Source organism: Sphingobium chungangianum (assembly GCF_977014255.1).
Genome location: NZ_CDRNIV010000002.1, coordinates 477,560 through 496,325, shown reverse-complemented (window position 1 = coordinate 496,325; position 18,766 = coordinate 477,560). Strand labels below are relative to the sequence as shown.

Sequence of the window (18,766 nt, the reverse complement as noted above, 5' to 3'; positions counted from 1 at the left end):
ACACCGGCGTAACAGCGCGGGCGGCAGGAGAGGGTGATGAAAGATATGAGATCCCATGTGCGCGACAGGCGGGTCGCGGCGGGATTGCTGGTAGTGAGCAGCATGATGGCGATTGGCGCGTCCGCGCCGCAGCAGCAGAGCTTTTCCTTCGCGCTGACGAACGTCTATGTCGCGGCTTACGAAGATGAAAAGGCGTGTCGCGCGCTGTCGCTCAGTTCGTCCGACCTGTTTCTGAAAAGCCTGCCGCGCGCCGAGCGCGCGAAATATGAGGCGCCCGACAAGGTGCAAGAGTTGCACAAACTGATGGGCCAGCGGCTGGGCTTCAAAATGGTGCCTACCGGCAAGCCTTCCGGTTCAAACGGCAGCATGGCTCAACTGAGCGAAGCGGAACAGGAAGCCTTGCGCCAGAAATATCATATACCCAAGGGGAAGGGCACAGCTGCCTTCCTGGGCACCCGTTTCGCCTATGACAGCTGCACCAATCCGGAAGACTTCCCGTTCATGGAAAAGGGGAATGAGGATTATCGGGGGCCAATCGCCTACGGCATCGATCTGGACGGCCGCGCGAGCAAGGACGATTATGTCAGCCCTGATAAGAAGCCGGGCGTCGATAACCAGCTGATCCGGGCGGTGGGATGCACTTTTTCCACGCGCGATTTCGGCACGCCCAAGGTAGCGGACGAGGTGATCACATCGATGTCGTCGCCCACGCTGGTCGAGGTCAGCGGCGTCGATGATCCGGTCAACGACGATGATGTGACGGTGCGCCTTTATGCCAGCGCCAATCCTTTGGAATTGTCGGGTGCGGGGAAGCCGCTGGCATGGGCCAGTCTGGATGTTGATCCGAATCGCCGCTTCATGGCGCAGGCCAAAGGAAAAATCCGCAACGGCGAACTGCTAACTGAACCGTTCGACTTACGGTTGCGGTTGCGTGAGCAGATCATCGACAGCTATCGCGAGGTCCGGCAGGCGCGCATTCAGGCGAAGATCAAGCCGGGCGAAGCCATAGAGGGTGGCATTTACGGCTATCACACTTTGGCGAGCATCGAGGACAATTATCATCAATCGACCCAGGTGGGCGCCAATCTGACGCGGATGTCCTGCCCCGCGCTGATCAAGGCGGTGCGCCGCTATGCCGATGCCTTCCCTGACCCGAAGACGGGGCGCAACACGGCCATTTCATCGGCATTGCGGTTCAAGGGTGTGCCCGTCTTCCTCATCAAAGCGCAGCAAGTGGCGCAAGGGGTGCAGCAGTGAGCGGGCCGGTGAATTCACCGCGCGTCCTTCGCGCGCTGTCCGCAGTCACGGCGCTCTGTTCCATCGGCGCAATTCTGATGGCCGCCAGCGCCGGACAGGCGGATGCGCCAGCGCAGCAGCAGGCGCAGCAACCACAGGTGCCCAAGTTCCGACGGCTGACCGAGGCGCAATATCGCGCGACCATTGCCGATATATTCGGACCTGACATCAAGGTCAGCGGCCGGTTCGAACCGGACATGCGGGTCGGCGGCCTGCTGGCGGCGGGAACCAGCGCGGTGTCGCTGACCCCCGCGGGGGCGGAGCAATATGAGCAGATTGCGCGCGGCATCGCCGAACAGGTAGTCGATGCGAAACATCGTGACCGGCTGGTCGGGTGCGCGCCGTCAGCATCCGATCCGCAAGGCGCGGCCTGCGCGGCGGATTTCTTCAAACGGGTGGGCCTCAGGATTTACCGTCGGCCGCTGACTGACGGGGAGGTGAAGCTCGCCGTCGCCCAGACGCTGGCGGCGTCAGCCACGCTCAAGGATTTCCACGGCGGGCTGGCGATCATGCTGACGGCGATGCTGTCGGACCTGCCCTTCCTGTTCCAGACCGACCAGGAGGTGGCCGACCCCAGTGCGCCGGGCGGGCAGACGATCGATGCCTGGTCGCGCGCCAGCAAGCTCAGCTACTTCCTGTGGAACAGCACGCCAGACGAACAGCTGCTGCAGGCGGCGGCCGACGGTAGCCTGATGACGAAGGCGGGGCTTATCCGACAGGTCGATCGGCTGATGGCCTCTCCCCGGTTTGAAACCGGCGTGCGGTCCTTCTTCGACGATTTCCTCCAGTTGGAAGGGATGATGTCGCTGTCCAAGGACGGGATCATCTACCCGGCCTTCCGTTCTTTCGCCGCGCCCGCCGCGCGGGAACAGACGCTGCGCACCATCACGACACTGCTGGTGGAGGAAAATGGCGATTATCGCGACCTGTTCACCACCCGCCGGATGGCGATGAACCGGCAGTTGAGCCCGCTCTATCGCATACCCTATGGCCCGCGCGACTGGTCGATGATCACCTTGCCGGATCAGGATCCGCGCGTCGGGCTGCTGACGCAGATCAGCTTTCTGGCGCTCCATTCCCATGAGGGGCGGTCCTCGCCCACGTTGCGCGGCAAGGCGCTGCGCGAAGTGCTGATGTGCGAACATGTGCCGACCCCGCCCGCCAATGTGAACTTCACAATCGTTCAGGACACGAGCAATCCCGCCTTTCGCACTACGCGCGAACGGTTGAAGGCGCATCTCGACGATGAGGAATGCGCGAGCTGCCATAAGCTGACTGACCCGATGGGGCTGACGCTGGACAGTTTCGACGGCGCTGGACAGTTTCGGCCTACGGAAAATGGCGTGCCGATCGACACGACGGGCATGCTGGACAAGGTGTCGTTCACCGACAGCGCGGGTCTGGGCAAGGCGTTGCATGACAATCCAAAGGTGACGCAGTGCGTGGCGCAATCCGCGTGGCGTTACGCGGCGGGGCGGTCGCTGCTTCCGTCCGAAGAGCCTTTGACGACGCGCCTGCATGACGATTTTGCCCAGGCTGGATTTCGCATCCGGCCACTGTTCCGGCGGATCGTCATCGATCCCCAATTCTTTGCCGTCCGGGCGCCAGTGGCATCCCGGATCGCGGGCAAGCCATCGTCAGGAAGGAAAGGTTGATGACGCAGTTCGACAGGCGCGGCTTTTTGCTGCGTGGGATGCTCAGCGGCGGCGCGGTGGCCGTGGGCCTGCCGTTCCTCGACTATTTCCTGGACAATAATGGCGCGGCGGTGGCCGCGACCTATGGAGGCGGCCGCTTACCGGTGCGCTTTGGCACATGGTTCTGGGGCTGTGGGATGATCCCCGATCGCTGGAACCCCAAGACGGCTGGCGCCAATTACGACCTCCCGCCCGAACTCGCGCCGATCAAGCCGGTGCAGGACAAGGTTTCCGTGCTTTCAGGCTTCGGTGTCACCTTGGGCGGCAAGAGTAACCAGCCGCATATCTCGGGCAATGTGGGCCTTCGAACCGGGACGCCCAGCGACACATGGCAGCAGCTCGTTGGCCCGACATTCGACGTCAGCATTGCGGACGCGATCGGCGCGGGTACGCTGTTCCGCAGCCTGGAACTGAGTGCCGATGGCAATGCGCGCACCAGCTTTTCCTATCGCAGCGGGACGGAAATGAACCCCAGCGTCGCATCGCCCATGGAACTGTACCGCCGCATCTTCGGCGCTGATTTCCGCGATCCCAACGCGGCGGAATTTACCCCCGACCCCAAGGTGATGGCGCGTCGCAGCGTGTTGTCCGCTGTGACCGACGAGCGCCGCAGGATGCTGGGCAAGCTGGGAGCGGAGGACAAGGCGCGGGTCGATAGCTATTTCACCTCCATCCGTGAAGTCGAGAACAAGCTGGCGCTGCAACTGGAAAAGCCGCCCCGGGCCGAGGCGTGCATCGTGCCAGCGCAGCCTGCCGACCTGCCCGCCAGCACGGACGTCACCGCCCGCCAGCAGTCGCACAAGCTGATGGCGGAACTGCTGGCGATGGCCGTCGCGTGCAACCAGACAAAGGTATTCAACATGGTCTTTTCCACCGCCACTGCCGACCTGCGGCAGGCTGGATCGCCCACCGCCTATCATCAGGCTACGCATGAGGAACAGGTGGACCGCACGAAGGGCTACCAGCCAACGGTCGATGCCTTTTCCACGCAGAGCATGCAGGGATGGGCCGACTTCGTAACGGCAATGTCGGCGGTGAAGGAAGGGGACGGCACCTTGCTCGACAATATGCTGGTCGTCGCTCATTCCGAGGTCAGCTACGCGAAGAACCACGATGTGAACGGCATTCCCGTGATGCTGGCTGGACGGGCAGGCGGGAAGGTCAAGAGCGGCATCCATATCGCGGGCCAGGGCGATCCGATTTCGCGCGTCGGCCTCACCATGCAGCAGTTGATGGGGGTTCCCGTCGATGCCTGGGGCACGGAAGCCATGCGGACGTCGCGCAGCTTGTCGGAGATCATGGCATGAAGCGCGCCGCGATGATTGCGCTCTCCGCGCTGTTGGCAACAGCGCCCGTTTACGCGCAGACGCAAGGTCAGCCTACGATGTCAGGGTTCAGTTTCCTGTCGCTGGAGGTGGCCGACATGGCCCGCGCCCGATCCTTCTATGTCGACGCGCTCGGCATGAAGCCGGTCTTTACGATCAGCAAGCCGGGTGATCCTGCCGAAAAAATCGCATTCAATTTTTCCGGTGATCCCCGGTCCAGCGAACCGCTGTTGATCCTCATTCACTATGAAAAGCCAAACGCCACCCAGAACCGTTCGACGGGGGCCAAGGTCGGCATTCGGGTCAGTGACAGTCGGGCCGCCGCGCTGCGCGTACAGACGGCAGGTTTTCCCGTCGTCAGGATCGCTGCGGCGGACGAGAAGGGGCCGGTGATCAACAGCGTGGTGCGCGATGCCGATGGCGTAATCGTGGAACTGGTGCAATTGCGGGGTCAATAGGGCGTGTCTGAAGGCGTGGCGAGCAGTGGCGAGCTGTGTTCCACCTCTTCAGGAACGACCTTCTCTCGCCTATTGTCAGCATTGCATGAGACATTTATGGCCGATTCGAACGGTCAGGTGGCGGACTGTGCGCAGACAAGTTCGCCCGATTCTGCTTAAAATGCGGATTTTTTGATCGATCGCCGTCAGGGAATCGCGCCAAAGCTATTCCCTGCTGTCCGCCGCGCGTGTAATGGCGCGCTCGCAAGATCGCACGGAATGGAATGTGAATGGCTTACCCAAGCAAGCAAGGTTTATATGATCCCGGTAATGAGCATGACGCATGCGGCGTCGGCTTCATCGCCAACATAAAGGGATTAAAAACCCACGATATTGTTCTTCGTGGCTTGGACATTCTGCGCAATATCGACCACCGTGGCGCAGTCGGCGCGGACCCCTTGGTGGGTGACGGCGCGGGCATTCTAATTCAGATTCCTGATTCGCTGTATCGCGATTGGGCCACCGGCGCGGGCATCGATCTGCCGCAGCCAGGCGATTATGGCGTTGCCATGTGCTTCCTGCCGCGTGACGGGGATGCCGAAGCCGCCGCCGTGCAGCAGCTTGAGCGCTTTATCCTGAAGGAAGGCCAGGTCCTCCTGGGTTGGCGCGACGTGCCGGTGACCCTCGACGGGCTGGGCCAGACGGTGCTGGACGAGATGCCGACCATCCGTCAGTGCTTCGTGGGCCGAGGCGCCGGAACGAAGGATCAGGACGCGTTCGAGCGCAAGCTACTCGCCATCCGCAAGCAAACGCAGAATCCGCTGAAGGAATTGTCGCAGAAGCAGGGGCTGGAGGCGCTGGCCGATTTCTACGTGCCGTCCTTTTCCACCCGCACGGTCGTCTACAAGGGTCTGCTCCTCTGTGATCAGGTCGGCAGCTTCTATGATGATCTGCGCAACCCGCTGACGCAATCGGCGCTGGCGCTGGTTCACCAGCGCTTTTCGACCAACACCTTCCCGTCGTGGAAGCTCGCGCACCCCTATCGCTTCATCGCGCATAATGGCGAGATCAACACGGTTCGCGGCAATGTGAACTGGATGAACGCGCGCCGCCGCACGCTCGAATCGCCGCTGCTGGGCGCGGACCTCGACAAGATGTGGCCGCTGATCCCGCATGGTCAGTCGGACACGGCTTGCCTCGACAATGCGCTCGAACTGCTGGTCGCCGGTGGCTACCCGCTGGCGCAGGCGGTAATGATGCTGATCCCGGAAGCATGGGCGGGCAATCCGCTGATGGACCCGAAGCGTAAGGCCTTCTACGAATATTTCGCCGCGCTGATGGAGCCGTGGGACGGCCCCGCCGCCATCGCTTTCACCGACGGCCGCCAGATTGGCGCGACGCTCGACCGCAACGGCCTGCGTCCGGCGCGCTTCATCGTGACAGATGACGATCATATCGTGCTGGCATCGGAAAGCGGCGTCCTGCCCTTCAAGGAAGAAAATATCGTCCGCAAGTGGCGGCTTCAGCCGGGCAAGATGCTGCTCATCGACCTGGAGCAAGGCCGCATCATCGAGGACGAGGAGATCAAGGCCCAACTCGCGGATGAACATCCCTATGAGGAGTGGCTGAAGGAAACGCAGTATAAGCTCGAAGAGTTGCCCGCCACCCTTGGCGAGGACCTGCTGCCATCGCGCGGCAACGACGCGGCGGCGTTCCTCGATCGTCAGCAGGCGTTCGGCTACACCCAGGAAGACGTGCTGAAGTTCCTGGAGCCGATGGCGCGCAATGCGGAAGACCCGATCGGGTCCATGGGCATCGACACGCCTATCGCCGTGCTCAGCCAAAAATCGCGACTGCTCTACGACTATTTCAAGCAGAATTTCGCCCAGGTCACCAACCCGCCGATCGACCCGATCCGCGAGGAACTGGTGATGAGCTTGGTGTCGATGATCGGCCCGCGTCCGAACCTGCTTGGCCATCATGCTGGCACGCACAAGCGGCTGGAAACTCTTCAGCCGGTGCTGACCGACGAAGACCTTGCCAAAATTCGCGGCATCCATGATGCGCTGGACGGTGCGTTCCGCACGCAGACGATCGACATCAGCTGGCCGACGACGGAAGGGGCCGCTGGTCTGGAGCGCGCGCTCGATCGCATCTGCAACGAAGCGACTGAAGCGGTGCTCGCGGACCAGAACATCCTGATCCTGTCCGACCGCAACGTTTCAGCCGAGCGCATCGGCATCCCGGCCGCGTTGGCAACCGCAGCGGTCCACCATCACCTCATCCGCCAGGGCCTGCGCATGCAGACCGGCCTGGTTGTCGAAACCGGCGAAGCGCGCGAAGTGCATCATTTCTGCGTCCTTGCCGGTTATGGCGCGGAGGCGGTTAACCCCTATCTCGCGTTCGAGACGCTTGAGCAGATCCGCGTGAAGCAGAACCTGCCGCTGTCCGCCTACGAAGTTCAGAAAAACTATATCAAGGCGGTTGGCAAGGGCATCCTGAAGGTCATGTCCAAGATGGGCATTTCGACCTATCAGAGCTATTGCGGCGCGCAGATTTTCGACGCGGTCGGCCTCAATTCCGCCTTCCTGGAGCGCTACTTCACCGGCACCGCGACCACCATCGAGGGCATCGGCCTTGCCGAGATTGCGGAGGAAACGGTCAACCGCCATCGCGAGGCGTTCGGCGACAATCCGATCTACCGCAACATGCTGGATGTCGGTGGCGCCTACGCCTATCGCGTCCGTGGCGAGGAACATGCCTGGACGCCGCAGAGCGTCGCTTCGCTCCAGCATGCGGTGCGCGGCAACAATCCGAAGGAATATGAAGCCTTCGCCGCGTCCATCAATCAACAGAATGAGCGGCTGCTGACCATTCGCGGCCTCATGAAGTTCAGGTTCGCGGATCAGGCTATTCCGCTTGAAGAGGTCGAACCGGCCAGTGCTATCGTGAAGCGTTTCGCGACTGGCGCGATGAGCTATGGCTCGATCAGCTGGGAAGCGCACACGACCCTTGCTGTCGCCATGAACCGCATCGGCGGCAAGTCGAACACCGGCGAAGGCGGGGAAGACCCCAAGCGGTTCATCCCGCTGCCCAATGGGGATTCCATGCGTTCCGCGATCAAGCAGGTGGCATCGGGCCGCTTCGGCGTGACGACCGAATATCTGGTCAATGCCGACGATGTGCAGATCAAGATGGCGCAGGGCGCAAAGCCCGGCGAAGGTGGTCAGCTACCGGGTGACAAGGTCGACAAGACCATCGGCAAGACGCGTCACTCTACGCCGGGCGTGGGCCTTATCTCCCCGCCGCCGCACCATGACATCTATTCGATCGAGGATCTGGCGCAGCTGATCCACGACCTGAAGAACGTCAATCCGGGCGCCCGCATCTCCGTGAAGCTGGTGTCGGAAGTCGGCGTGGGCACGGTCGCGGCGGGCGTCAGCAAAGCTCGGGCAGACCATGTCACCATCTCGGGCTATGAAGGCGGCACAGGCGCGTCGCCGCTGACGTCGCTGACCCATGCGGGTAGCCCATGGGAAATTGGCCTCGCCGAAACCCAGCAGACGCTGCTGCTCAACGGCCTGCGCACCCGTATAGCCGTGCAGGTTGATGGCGGTCTTCGGACCGGCCGTGACGTTGCCATCGGCGCCTTGCTCGGCGCGGACGAATTCGGCTTTGCCACCGCCCCGCTGATCGCGGCGGGCTGCATCATGATGCGCAAGTGCCACCTCAACACTTGCCCGGTCGGCGTCGCAACCCAGGACCCCGAACTGCGCAAGCGTTTCACTGGCCAGCCGGAAGATGTGATCAACTATTTCTTCTTCGTCGCGGAAGAACTGCGTACCATCATGGCGCAGCTCGGTTTCCGCACGATCGAGGAAATGGTCGGCCGCGTCGATCGGCTCGACATGCGCGACGCCATCGATCACTGGAAGGCCAAGGGCGTCGACCTCAGCCGCCTGCTCCATCAGGTCGCACCGGATCAGGATCTGGTCCTGCGCAACACCGAGGGCCAGGATCATGGTCTGGACGCCGCGCTGGATCAGGAATTGATCAAGGCGTCGATGGACGCGCTGGAAAGGCGCGATCCGGTTCGCATCGAGCGGCCGATCCGCAACGTCAACCGCACCGTCGGCGCAATGCTGTCGGGCGAGGTTGCCCGTCGCTTTGGCCATGCCGGTCTGCCCGACAACAGCATCCTGGTGAAGCTGCAAGGCGTTGCGGGCCAGAGCTTCGGCGCGTTCCTGGCGCACGGCGTGACGCTAGACCTGACCGGCGATGCGAACGACTATGTAGGCAAGGGCTTGTCCGGCGGCCGCATTATCGTCCGTCCGCCAGCAGATACCAAGCGCGTCCCCACCGACAATATCATCGTTGGCAACACCGTCCTCTACGGTGCCATTTCCGGCGAAGCCTTCTTCCGCGGCGTTGGTGGTGAACGTTTCGCTGTCCGCAACTCGGGCGCGATCGCCGTCGTCGAGGGCGTCGGCGATCATGGCTGCGAATATATGACCGGCGGCGTGGTCGTCGTGCTCGGGCAAACCGGCCGTAACTTCGCGGCGGGCATGTCTGGCGGCATCGCCTATGTCTACGATCCCGATGGCAGCTTCCGATCGAAGGTTAATCCCGCGATGGTCGATGTTGATCCGGTCCCGGCAATGGCTTCGGATGACGATGGCCTTGGCCGTCCGCTGCAACGCGGCGTGGACGTGCATGATTGGGGTATGGGCGACATGCTTCGCCATGACGCCGACCGCCTGCGCATCTTGCTCGAACGGCATAAGCTGTACACCGGTTCGGAACGCGCCGAGGCGCTGCTGGCCGACTGGCAGGGCACGCTTGCGAACTTCGTCCGGGTCATGCCGAAGGATTATCGCAAGGCTCTGCAGAGCATGGAAGATGAACGCGTTGCCGTAGCCCCCGTGGCCGCCGAATAGGCTTCATGGGGCGAGGGCATTACTCCCTCGCAAGCGACAAGATTGAGAAGTTTGGAGAAAGAGTTTGGGCAAGCCCACTGGTTTCCTCGAGGTTGAGCGCAAAGATCGCAGCTACACCGCGCCCGAAGAGCGCCTGAAGCACTGGAACGAGTTCATCGTCCCGCTGTCGAAGGAAGAGATCCGCGACCAGGCCGCGCGCTGCATGGCCTGCGGCATTCCCTTCTGTCACAATGGCTGTCCGGTGAACAACATCATCCCTGACTGGAACCACCTCGTCTATGAAGACGATTGGAAGACGGCGCTGGAAACGCTGCACAGCACCAATAACTTCCCGGAATTCACCGGCCGCGTCTGTCCCGCCCCGTGCGAGGCGAGCTGCACGCTGAACATCGTGGACTCTCCCGTCACCATCAAGTCGATCGAGTGCGAAATCGTCGATCGCGGTTGGCGTGAAGGCTGGATCGAACCGCAGCTGCCCGCGCGCAAGACCGGCAAACGCGTTGCCGTCGTCGGCTCTGGCCCCGCTGGCCTTGCCTGCGCGCAACAGCTTGCCCGCGCTGGTCACACCGTGACCGTGTTCGAAAAGAATGACCGGGTCGGCGGTTTGCTGCGTTATGGCATCCCCGACTTCAAAATGGAAAAGCACCTGATCAATCGCCGCGCCCAGCAGATGGAAGCGGAAGGTGTCGAATTCCGCACTTCGACGGAGATCGGCGTCGCCATCTCGATGGATGCGCTGCGTAGCAATTATGACGCCGTGGTTCTGTCCGGTGGCGCCGAACATCCGCGCACGCTGGATATTCCGGGCAGCGAGCTGGCTGGCGTGCGGCTGGCGATGGAATTCCTGACGCAGCAGAACAAGCGCAATGCGGGCGACGATGAGCTGCGCGCCGCGCCGCGCGGCACCTTGTCCGCGCAGGGCAAGCATGTCGTCGTCATCGGCGGTGGTGACACGGGTTCGGACTGTGTTGGCACATCCAACCGGCAGGGCGCAGCATCGGTCACCCAATTGGAGATCATGCCAAAGCCACCCGAGAGGGAGGAAAAGTCGCTCAGCTGGCCCAATTGGCCGCTCAAGTTGCGCACGTCTTCCTCTCATCAGGAAGGGTGCGATCGCGACTGGGCGGTCACCACCCGGCGGGCGATCGGCAAGAACGGCCAGATCGAGGCGCTCGAATGCGTGCGCGTCGAATGGGTTGACGGCAAGATGCAGGAAATCGCGGGTAGCGAATTCCAACTGAAGGCCGACCTCGTCCTCTTGGCGATGGGCTTCGTTGGCCCTCGCAAGGCAGGCATGGTTGAACAATCCGGTGCCGACCTCGATGCGCGCGGCAATGTGAAGGCCAACATGATCGACTATGCCACCAGCCAGTCGTCGGTGTTCGCCTGTGGCGACATGCGCCGCGGCCAATCGCTGGTCGTCTGGGCCATTCGCGAGGGCCGACAGTGCGCTCGCGCAGTCGATCTGCACCTGATGGGCGTCAGCGACCTTCCTCGTTAAGCGCTGAAGGCAATTGCGACGGTGAAAGGCTCCGAAGGACGGGGCCAATCATCCGCATTACTCCGGCAAGGTCTCGACCCAATCGCCATACGTCGCTGCTAACTTGCTCTTGAGCGAGGGGGCAGCGGCGTTTGAATGGCGGCAGGGGCCGGGGCTTTGTGTTTAACCCCTGTGAGTTGGCGACGAACGGATAGCCGCCTTTATAATGAGGACCAGCGGCCTTCCGGAGTTCGCGTCGATGGTCTTCAGATGGTTCTACATCAGCGCCAGCAGGCTCGCCGAGGATGAGGCCGATGAGCTGGCCGCGGATATCGTCAGGGATTCCGTTCCGCGTAATCACCGCCTTCACGTGACGGGCGCGCTCCTGTTTACCGGCCGCAGTTTCGCGCAATATCTCGAAGGACCAGCAGACGCCGTGGACGTGTTGCAGCGTCTCATCCTCGATGACTTGAGGCATGAAAATATCCGCACCATCGCCGAAGGCGTCTATCCCCACCGACGGTTCGTCACCTGGTCGCTTGCCTATGTCGTACCTGCTCAAGCGAATTATCCCGAAGTTGAGCAGTTATTGAGGGAAGCTGCCGATGATCCTGTAAACTGCGCAGAAGCACTCGCCCGGTTCATGTCCGAAACGGCCATGATGGGCCGGGGATAACATGCTGCGGGTTCCTCATCGGCGCTGCGTCGATCAGCGCCATTTCCTGCCACACGGCATGTTCAGGCCCCTCCCATGACAAAGTTGTAATCTGCCGACCATGCGTCGGTTAGGCCATGCCAGCTATCCCGTGCAGCGGCTCACATGGTGGCCACGTAAGTGAGAGGCGGCGCTCACCCCTGTTGCGTCGCCTCTCCAGTCGGATAGGCGAACGATGCACAGGCCAGTTTTCTACGATGCCACCGGCCGCAGGCGCCGCTTGACGCTGCCGGCTCTTTTCTGCCTGATCATCGTTATTCTCGCCGCCGGAATGGCCTTTGCCTATACGATCATCAATGTGCCCATCCCACCTGCCGTTCCTTTGCAGATGGAGCGCCGCCGTCCGGAAGGCATCGGTCAGCGCCTGAACCATTTCCAGGCTTCGGTTCGCCATCGCCTGTCAGAATGGCTGCCGCATCGCGGCCCGGGCGCCGATGGTAAGGCTGTCAGCGTCGCCTTCTATGTACCATGGGACGACGCAAGCCGGGCGTCTTTACGCCAGCATATCGGCCAGATCGACTGGGTGGCCCCGACCTTGCTGTCGGTTACCGGCCCGCGCCATGATCTGCGCGTCACGAATGATCCGGTTTTCACGTCGCTCATCCGTACCTCGGCTCATCGCCCGCGTGTCATGCCGGTCGTGCAGAATGCCGATGATGGCGATTGGGATGGTGCCGGGACGTCGGCGCTGCTGCACGACCGCGCGGCGCGGAAGGCGCTGCTCCTGCGCCTGGCTCAGTCGCTGAAGGCGCTCAAAGCATCAGGAGTCATATTCGATCTGGAAGCGCTGCCGCCTAGCGCGCACGCCGATTATCTGTCGTTCCTCAAGGAAGCAGGACAACTGCTGCACAGTCAAAATCAGCAAGTGATGCTGACCGTGCCAGTGGATGATGCGCGTTGGAACTTGCGTGCCTATGCGCGCGTGGCCGACCGCCTTTTCCTGATGGACTATGACCAGCATTTCATCGGTGATCAGCCAGGACCGATCGCCGCGCAGCCCTGGTTCGTGGGCCGCTTGCGCGCCGCGCTGCGTGCCGTCCCGGCATCCAAGGCGATCGTGGCGATCGGCAACTATGCCTATGACTGGAAACAAGGCGGAGGCCCGGCTTCGATCCTGTCGATCGAAGATGCATGGCTGACGGCGCATGACTCGGGCGCTCCGATCCGCTTTGACGCCAGAAGCGGCAACGCGACCTTCGACTATTCCGAGGATGGCGTTGTCCATCATGTCTGGATGCTGGACGCGGCTAGCGCCTGGAATCAGGTTCGCGCCGCCCGGATCACTGGCGCAGGCGGGATCGCGCTGTGGCGCCTGGGGTCGGAGGACCCCGGCTTCTGGTCCGCACTCGCCGGGAAGAAGGGCAAGGTCGAAGGGCTTGGAAGGCTTACCAGCTTCAATTCCGTCGATGTCGAAGGCAATGGCGAAATCCTGCGGATCGACGATGTGCCCACCATCGGTCATCGAACGGTGCGCATGGGTTCAGGGCCGCTAAGCGGGCTGATCATCGACGAACATTATGCCAGTCTGCCCACCCCCTATGTCATCCGGCGGACGGGTTACCGCCCGCATATGGTGGCGTTGACCTTCGATGATGGGCCGGACGCGGTGTGGACGCCGCCGATCCTCGACATATTGAAGCGCGCGCACGTGCCCGCCACCTTCTTCGTCATAGGCGAAAATGCGATCATGCATCCTTCGCTGCTGCGCGAGATCATTGCGCAGGGCAGCGAAATCGGCAGCCATAGCTACACCCACCCCAATCTGGCCCAGGTCTCGCCACGCGGCGTCTCGCTGGAACTGAACAGCACGCAGCGGCTGGTGGAAGCCTATACCGGCCGGGCCATGCGCCTATTCCGCGCGCCTTATTTCGGGGACGCCGAACCCACCAGCGCGGACGAGATCGGTCCCGCGCTGGAGGCGCAGCGCGCCGGTTATCTGAATGTCGGCTTGCATGTCGATCCGGGCGATTGGACGCGGCCGGGCGTCGATGCAATCGTCGACCGCACGGTTCAGCAAGTTGAAGCCGGGGACGCTGACCGCTCAGCACAGGTTGTCCTGCTGCACGACAGCGGCGGGGACCGGGCGCAGACGGTCGCGGCGTTGCCCCGCATCATCAAGCGGCTGGAGGCGAAGGGCTATCGCTTCGTCACCATATCCACCCTCGCAGGGCTGACACCGGACAAGGTGATGCCACGGATCGGCGGCGCAGATTTGGTGGCGGTGCGGATCGACGTTGCGGTCTTCCTTGTGCTGGCCGCGATCGCGGCAACGCTTAAATGGCTGTTCTTCGCGGTCATCCTGTTCGGCATCGGCCGGGCGCTGATGCTGGCGGCGCTGGCGCTTGGCAGTCGTCTGCGCTCCAACCGGGTCGAACCACCAGTGATGCAGCCCAACACTTTTGTGTCGGTGATTATCCCTGCCTTCAATGAGGCCAAGGTGATCGAGGCGTCGGTGCGCCGCGTGCTCGCGAGCGAACAGGTGACGCTGGACGTTATTGTCGTGGACGATGGCTCCACCGACGGAACGAGCGCGATCGTCACACGCGCCTTCGCCGGGGACGATCGCGTCCGGCTGCTTACCCTCACCAATGGTGGCAAGGCTGCGGCACTCAACCGCGCGCTGGAGCTGGCGCGCGCGCCGATCATCGTCGCGCTTGATGCAGACACGCAGTTCGAACCCCTGACCATCGCCCGGCTCGCCCGTTGGTTCGCAGATGAGGATGTGGGCGCGGTGGCGGGCAATGCGATGGTCGGCAACCGCGTGAACCTCGTCACCCGCTGGCAGGCGGTGGAGTATGTGACCGCGCAAAATCTGGAGCGGCGGGCGCTGGCGCGGTTCGGCGCGATTACGGTCGTGCCGGGTGCGGTCGGCGCATGGCGACGGGCGGCGCTGGACGAGGTGGGCGGTTATCCGCTCGACACGCTGGCGGAGGATCAGGACCTGACGATCGCGGTCCAGCGCGCGGGCTGGCTTGTCGCCTATGATACTGAAGCCGTCGCCTGGACCGAAGCGCCCGAAAGCTTCCGCGCGCTTGCCAAGCAGCGATTCCGCTGGGCCTATGGCACTTTGCAGTGCCTGTGGAAGCATCGCGGCATCTGGCGCGATGGCAAGCCAGCGGGTTTGAGCTGGGTCGGATTGCCGCAGGCCTGGCTGTTCCAGATCGGCTTTGCATTGGTGTCGCCGATCATCGACCTCGCCCTGATCGTCAGCAGCATCGATACGGCGGTGCGCATCCATCAGCATGGCTGGGCGCAGACGCAAACCGATGTGCTGCGCATGGGTCTCTATTGGCTTGCCTTCTGCGCCATCGACGTGCTGTGCGGCGCTGTCGCCTACAGGCTCGAACCGCGCGAGCGGCGCTACCCTGCCTTGTTGTTGGTGGCACAGCGCTTTGTCTATCGCCAGATTATGTACGGCGTCGTGATCCGTGCCACCGCGACCGCCATATTAGGGCCATGGGTCGGATGGGGTAAGTTGGAGCGGAGCGGCCGGGTGCAGGCATCGGGCGGCGCGGCGGAGGATATGGCGGCATGGAACAAGGCGGCGTGAAATCGCTGGCGCGCACATTGCTGCTGTTGTGCGGCGCCATTGTCCTGTCTTTCTGGTATCTGGGATATGTGGGCGGGCATCTGTTCGACGTCATGCCTGCCAAGGCCGGGCAGAAGGCGGATCGGCATGCGGTCGCGCTTTACCTATCTGGTGACATGGGCTTCCATGCGGGACTTGGTCCGGCGATTGCCGATCGCCTGACGGATCATGGTATCCCCGTGGTCGCCGAGAACAGCCTGCACTTCTTCCGCGTCCGCCGTACGCCCGAGCAGACCGGCGCAATGATAGCCGACGGGTTGCGGCGCGCGATCGCGATCGATCCTCAGGCCCGGCTGCTGCTGCTAGGCCAATCCTTCGGGGCCGATGTCATCGCGCCATCCCTGCCCTATGTGCCGAACGAACTGCGCCGCCGGATCGCCTTTGTCGGCCTGATCGTCCCGGGTGGGACACGCGAGTGGCGCGCGTCGCCCTCGGAGATATTCTCGATCGGGGAGCCGGAAGAAGATGCCTCTCTCGCGGGCCGCAAATTGAGTTGGGTGCCGCTGCTTTGCATCCATGGCGCGGAGGAACGGTCGAGTCTTTGCCCTGCGCTCCGCCAGCGCAATGCGACGACCGTCCGCCTGCCCGGTGGACATGAGCTGCACCATGATGCGGACAGCGCGAGCGGGATATTGTTGCAGGCTATAGACCGGACGCTGGCCTCGCCCGTCCATCCGGCATAGCGCCATGATCGCGGCGCTCTCCTCTGCCAGACATCGGCGCGCCCTTTCCGTCGCGCTCCTCCTGCTGATGATGGGATTGGGGCTGGCGATGGTGTTCCACCTCCTGTCCGAGGTGCATGGCCATGACCTGCGCGGCGCGATCCGGGCCATCACGCCCGGCGCGCTCGCTGGCGCATTGGCGCTGACGATCCTCAGCTATCTTTCGCTGACGCTGTATGACCATATGGCGCTGCGCATCATCGGCAAGCGGATCGCCTGGCGCACGGCGGCGCTCGCATCCTTTTGCAGCTACACGCTCAGCCACAATCTGGGTCTTTCGCTGCTGACCGGCGGATCGGCGCGCATGCGCATTTATGGCGCGGCGGGATTGGGACCGGGCGATGTCGCCCGAGTGATCGCGTCGGCCAGCCTGTCCTTCTGGGGCGGCGTGATGACGATGGCGGCGCTGTTCCTGGCGGTCGATCCGATGCCGATCGCCATCAAGGCGTTTCCCATTGACGCCTCGGCTCTACAGCTACTGGGCTTTTGCATGCTCGCCGGAGTCGCGGTGGCATTGGCTGCGCTAAGGCGCACGCCGCATCCCGTCCGGCTGTTCGGATGGACGCTCATGTTGCCATCGCGCGGACAGGCGGCGGCGCAGATCGGCATTGCCTGTGTTGACCTCACGCTGTCGAGCGCGGCGCTGTTTGTGCTGCTGCCTCATATCGCCATCACGCTCTTTCCGGCCTTCTTCCTGGCCTATACGCTGGGCATCATCATTGCCTTGATCAGCCATGTGCCGGGCGGCGTCGGGCTGTTCGAGGCCGTGGTCCTCGCTACCGTGCCGCAGGTCGCGCGGCCTTCGCTGTTCGCAGCGCTGCTCGCCTATCGCCTGGTCTATTATCTGCTGCCCTTGGCGGCAGCGGCATTCCTTATAGTTTTGCATGAACGACACGCATGGCAAAGCCCGGTTCGGCGCGTGCTTAGTGGAGCGGAAAGTCTGGGTCGGGAGATTGCCCCTGCGGTTCTGGCGATGCTGGCGGCGGCCGGTGGCATCGTCCTGCTGGTGTCCGGATCGCTGCCCGCCATACCGGCCCGGTTCAGGGCCGTGAGCAGCATCCTTCCCATGCCCTTTGTTGAGGCGTCTCACCTGGCCGCCAGCATGATCGGGGCGATGCTGGTGCTGCTCGCATCGGGGCTATACCGGCGGCAGGATGGCGCGTTCTGGCTGACCCGGCTGCTGTTGCTGGCGGGGGCTGGCTTCTCCCTGATGAAGGGGCTGGATTATGAGGAAGCGGCCGTCCTGATCATCATTACCGGCCTGCTGCAATGGAGCCGTCCCGCCTTTTACCGCAAGACCAGCCTGACCTCTGCCATGCTTGCGCCGGGCTGGATCATTGCGCTGGCAGTTGCGATCGGCATATCGGTGTGGATCGGCTTCTTTGCTTTCAAGCATGTCGATTATCAGAATGACCTATGGTGGCAGTTCGGTCGGCACCATGACGCATCCCGCTTCCTGCGCGCAGCCCTTGCGACCGGCGTCCTGCTGATTTGGGCGGCCTTGTGGCAGTTGCTCCGTCCGGCATCGCCCTTCGCCGGGCCGGTCATCTCGACCAGCCCCAGTCAGGAGGCGCTGGCGTCAGCCCGGAAAACCGACGCGTTCCTGTCGCTGACCGGTGATAAGCTGTTCCTGACGTCCCCATCGGGCAGGGCATTCCTGATGTATCAGATTCAGGGTCATAGCTGGATTGTCATGAGCGACCCGGTCGGGGACCCGAGCGAATGGGGCAGCCTGCTTTGGGAACTGCGTGAGCGGGCGGACGCGGCGCAGGGGCGGCTTCTGCTTTATCAGCTTAGCCTTGATGGTCTGCCCCTTGCCATCGATCTTGGCCTGTCGCTCGTCAAATATGGGGAGGAGGCGCGCGTCGACCTGTCTCGCTTCACGATCGACGGACCCAAGGGCAAGCCATTCCGCCACGCGTTACGCCGAGCCGAAGGGGAAGGCGTGACTTTCGAGATCGTGCCCGCCGCTGACGTCGCCCTGCTGATCGATGAGATGGAAGCAGTGTCGCGCCGGTGGCTCAAAGCCAAGGGGGGTGCCGAAAAAGCGTTCAGCGTCGGCCGGTTCGACCCGGCCTATTTGCAGCGTTTCGATTGCGCGGTCGTGCGACGGGAGGGCAGGATCATCGCCTTTGCGAACATATGGGCCACCGCCGATCATGGGGAATTGTCCGTGGACCTGATGCGGCATGATGCAGACATGCCCGCGGGCATGATGGACTTCCTCTTTTGCCGCCTCATGCTTTGGGGAAAGGCGCAAGGCTACCGTTGGTTCACGCTCGGCATGGCGCCGCTGTCGGGACTGGAGGCGCGTCGGCTCTCGCCCATCTGGGTGAAGGCGGGAGCGCTGATTTTCAAGCATGGCGGCAGCCTCTACGGCTTCAAGGGCCTCCGCGCCTATAAGGCGAAGTTCACACCGTCCTGGGAGCCGCGCTTCATCGCCGGGCCGCAGGGGTTGTCGATGCTGCGGGCCATGCTGGACCTTCAGCGCCTTATCGAAGGCGGGCCAAGGAGCGCCGTCAGTCGGATGCGGAATGCTGGACGGAGGGCTTTGGATGTCCGATAGGGCGA

Annotated in this window: 10 protein-coding genes; all 10 read left to right on the top strand. The window is 62.9% G+C overall.

Annotated features, from left to right (window positions below; genetic code table 11):
• Window positions 1-36: 36 nt before the first annotated feature.
• Window positions 37-1,257 carry a hypothetical protein gene (locus ACWNC0_RS02365; RefSeq protein WP_449469336.1) on the top strand — a complete coding sequence of 407 codons (1,221 nt, stop codon included), beginning with the start codon at window positions 37-39 and terminating at the stop codon, window positions 1,255-1,257.
• Complete coding sequence (locus tag ACWNC0_RS02360) at window positions 1,254-2,951, top strand: DUF1592 domain-containing protein (RefSeq protein WP_449469334.1); 1,698 nt, start codon at window positions 1,254-1,256, stop codon at window positions 2,949-2,951. Before ACWNC0_RS02365 ends, ACWNC0_RS02360 begins: the two co-directional genes overlap by 4 nt.
• Window positions 2,951-4,297: a DUF1552 domain-containing protein gene (locus ACWNC0_RS02355; RefSeq protein WP_449469333.1), complete on the top strand. Its 1,347-nt coding sequence runs from the start codon at window positions 2,951-2,953 to the stop codon at window positions 4,295-4,297. Before ACWNC0_RS02360 ends, ACWNC0_RS02355 begins: the two co-directional genes overlap by 1 nt.
• Window positions 4,294-4,773, top strand: coding sequence for a VOC family protein (locus ACWNC0_RS02350; RefSeq protein ID WP_449469331.1), 480 nt, complete (start codon window positions 4,294-4,296; stop codon window positions 4,771-4,773). Before ACWNC0_RS02355 ends, ACWNC0_RS02350 begins: the two co-directional genes overlap by 4 nt.
• A gap of 269 nt (window positions 4,774-5,042) precedes the next feature.
• Entirely contained in the window at window positions 5,043-9,689 is a 4,647-nt protein-coding gene (gene gltB, locus ACWNC0_RS02345) for a glutamate synthase large subunit (protein ID WP_449469330.1), read from the top strand.
• A gap of 64 nt (window positions 9,690-9,753) precedes the next feature.
• A complete protein-coding gene (locus ACWNC0_RS02340; RefSeq protein ID WP_449469328.1) occupies window positions 9,754-11,190 on the top strand; it encodes a glutamate synthase subunit beta in 1,437 nt (478 codons plus the stop codon).
• 238 nt (window positions 11,191-11,428) lie between these two features.
• Window positions 11,429-11,845: a BLUF domain-containing protein gene (locus ACWNC0_RS02335; RefSeq protein WP_449469327.1), complete on the top strand. Its 417-nt coding sequence runs from the start codon at window positions 11,429-11,431 to the stop codon at window positions 11,843-11,845.
• A 214-nt stretch (window positions 11,846-12,059) separates the two neighbouring features.
• Window positions 12,060-15,434 carry a glycosyltransferase gene (locus tag ACWNC0_RS02330; protein ID WP_449469326.1) on the top strand — a complete coding sequence of 1,125 codons (3,375 nt, stop codon included), beginning with the start codon at window positions 12,060-12,062 and terminating at the stop codon, window positions 15,432-15,434.
• Complete coding sequence (locus ACWNC0_RS02325) at window positions 15,416-16,156, top strand: AcvB/VirJ family lysyl-phosphatidylglycerol hydrolase (protein ID WP_449469324.1); 741 nt, start codon at window positions 15,416-15,418, stop codon at window positions 16,154-16,156. The genes ACWNC0_RS02330 and ACWNC0_RS02325 overlap by 19 nt, the downstream gene beginning before the upstream one ends.
• A gap of 4 nt (window positions 16,157-16,160) precedes the next feature.
• Entirely contained in the window at window positions 16,161-18,761 is a 2,601-nt protein-coding gene (mprF, locus tag ACWNC0_RS02320; protein WP_449469323.1) for a bifunctional lysylphosphatidylglycerol flippase/synthetase MprF, read from the top strand.
• Window positions 18,762-18,766: the final 5 nt, after the last annotated feature.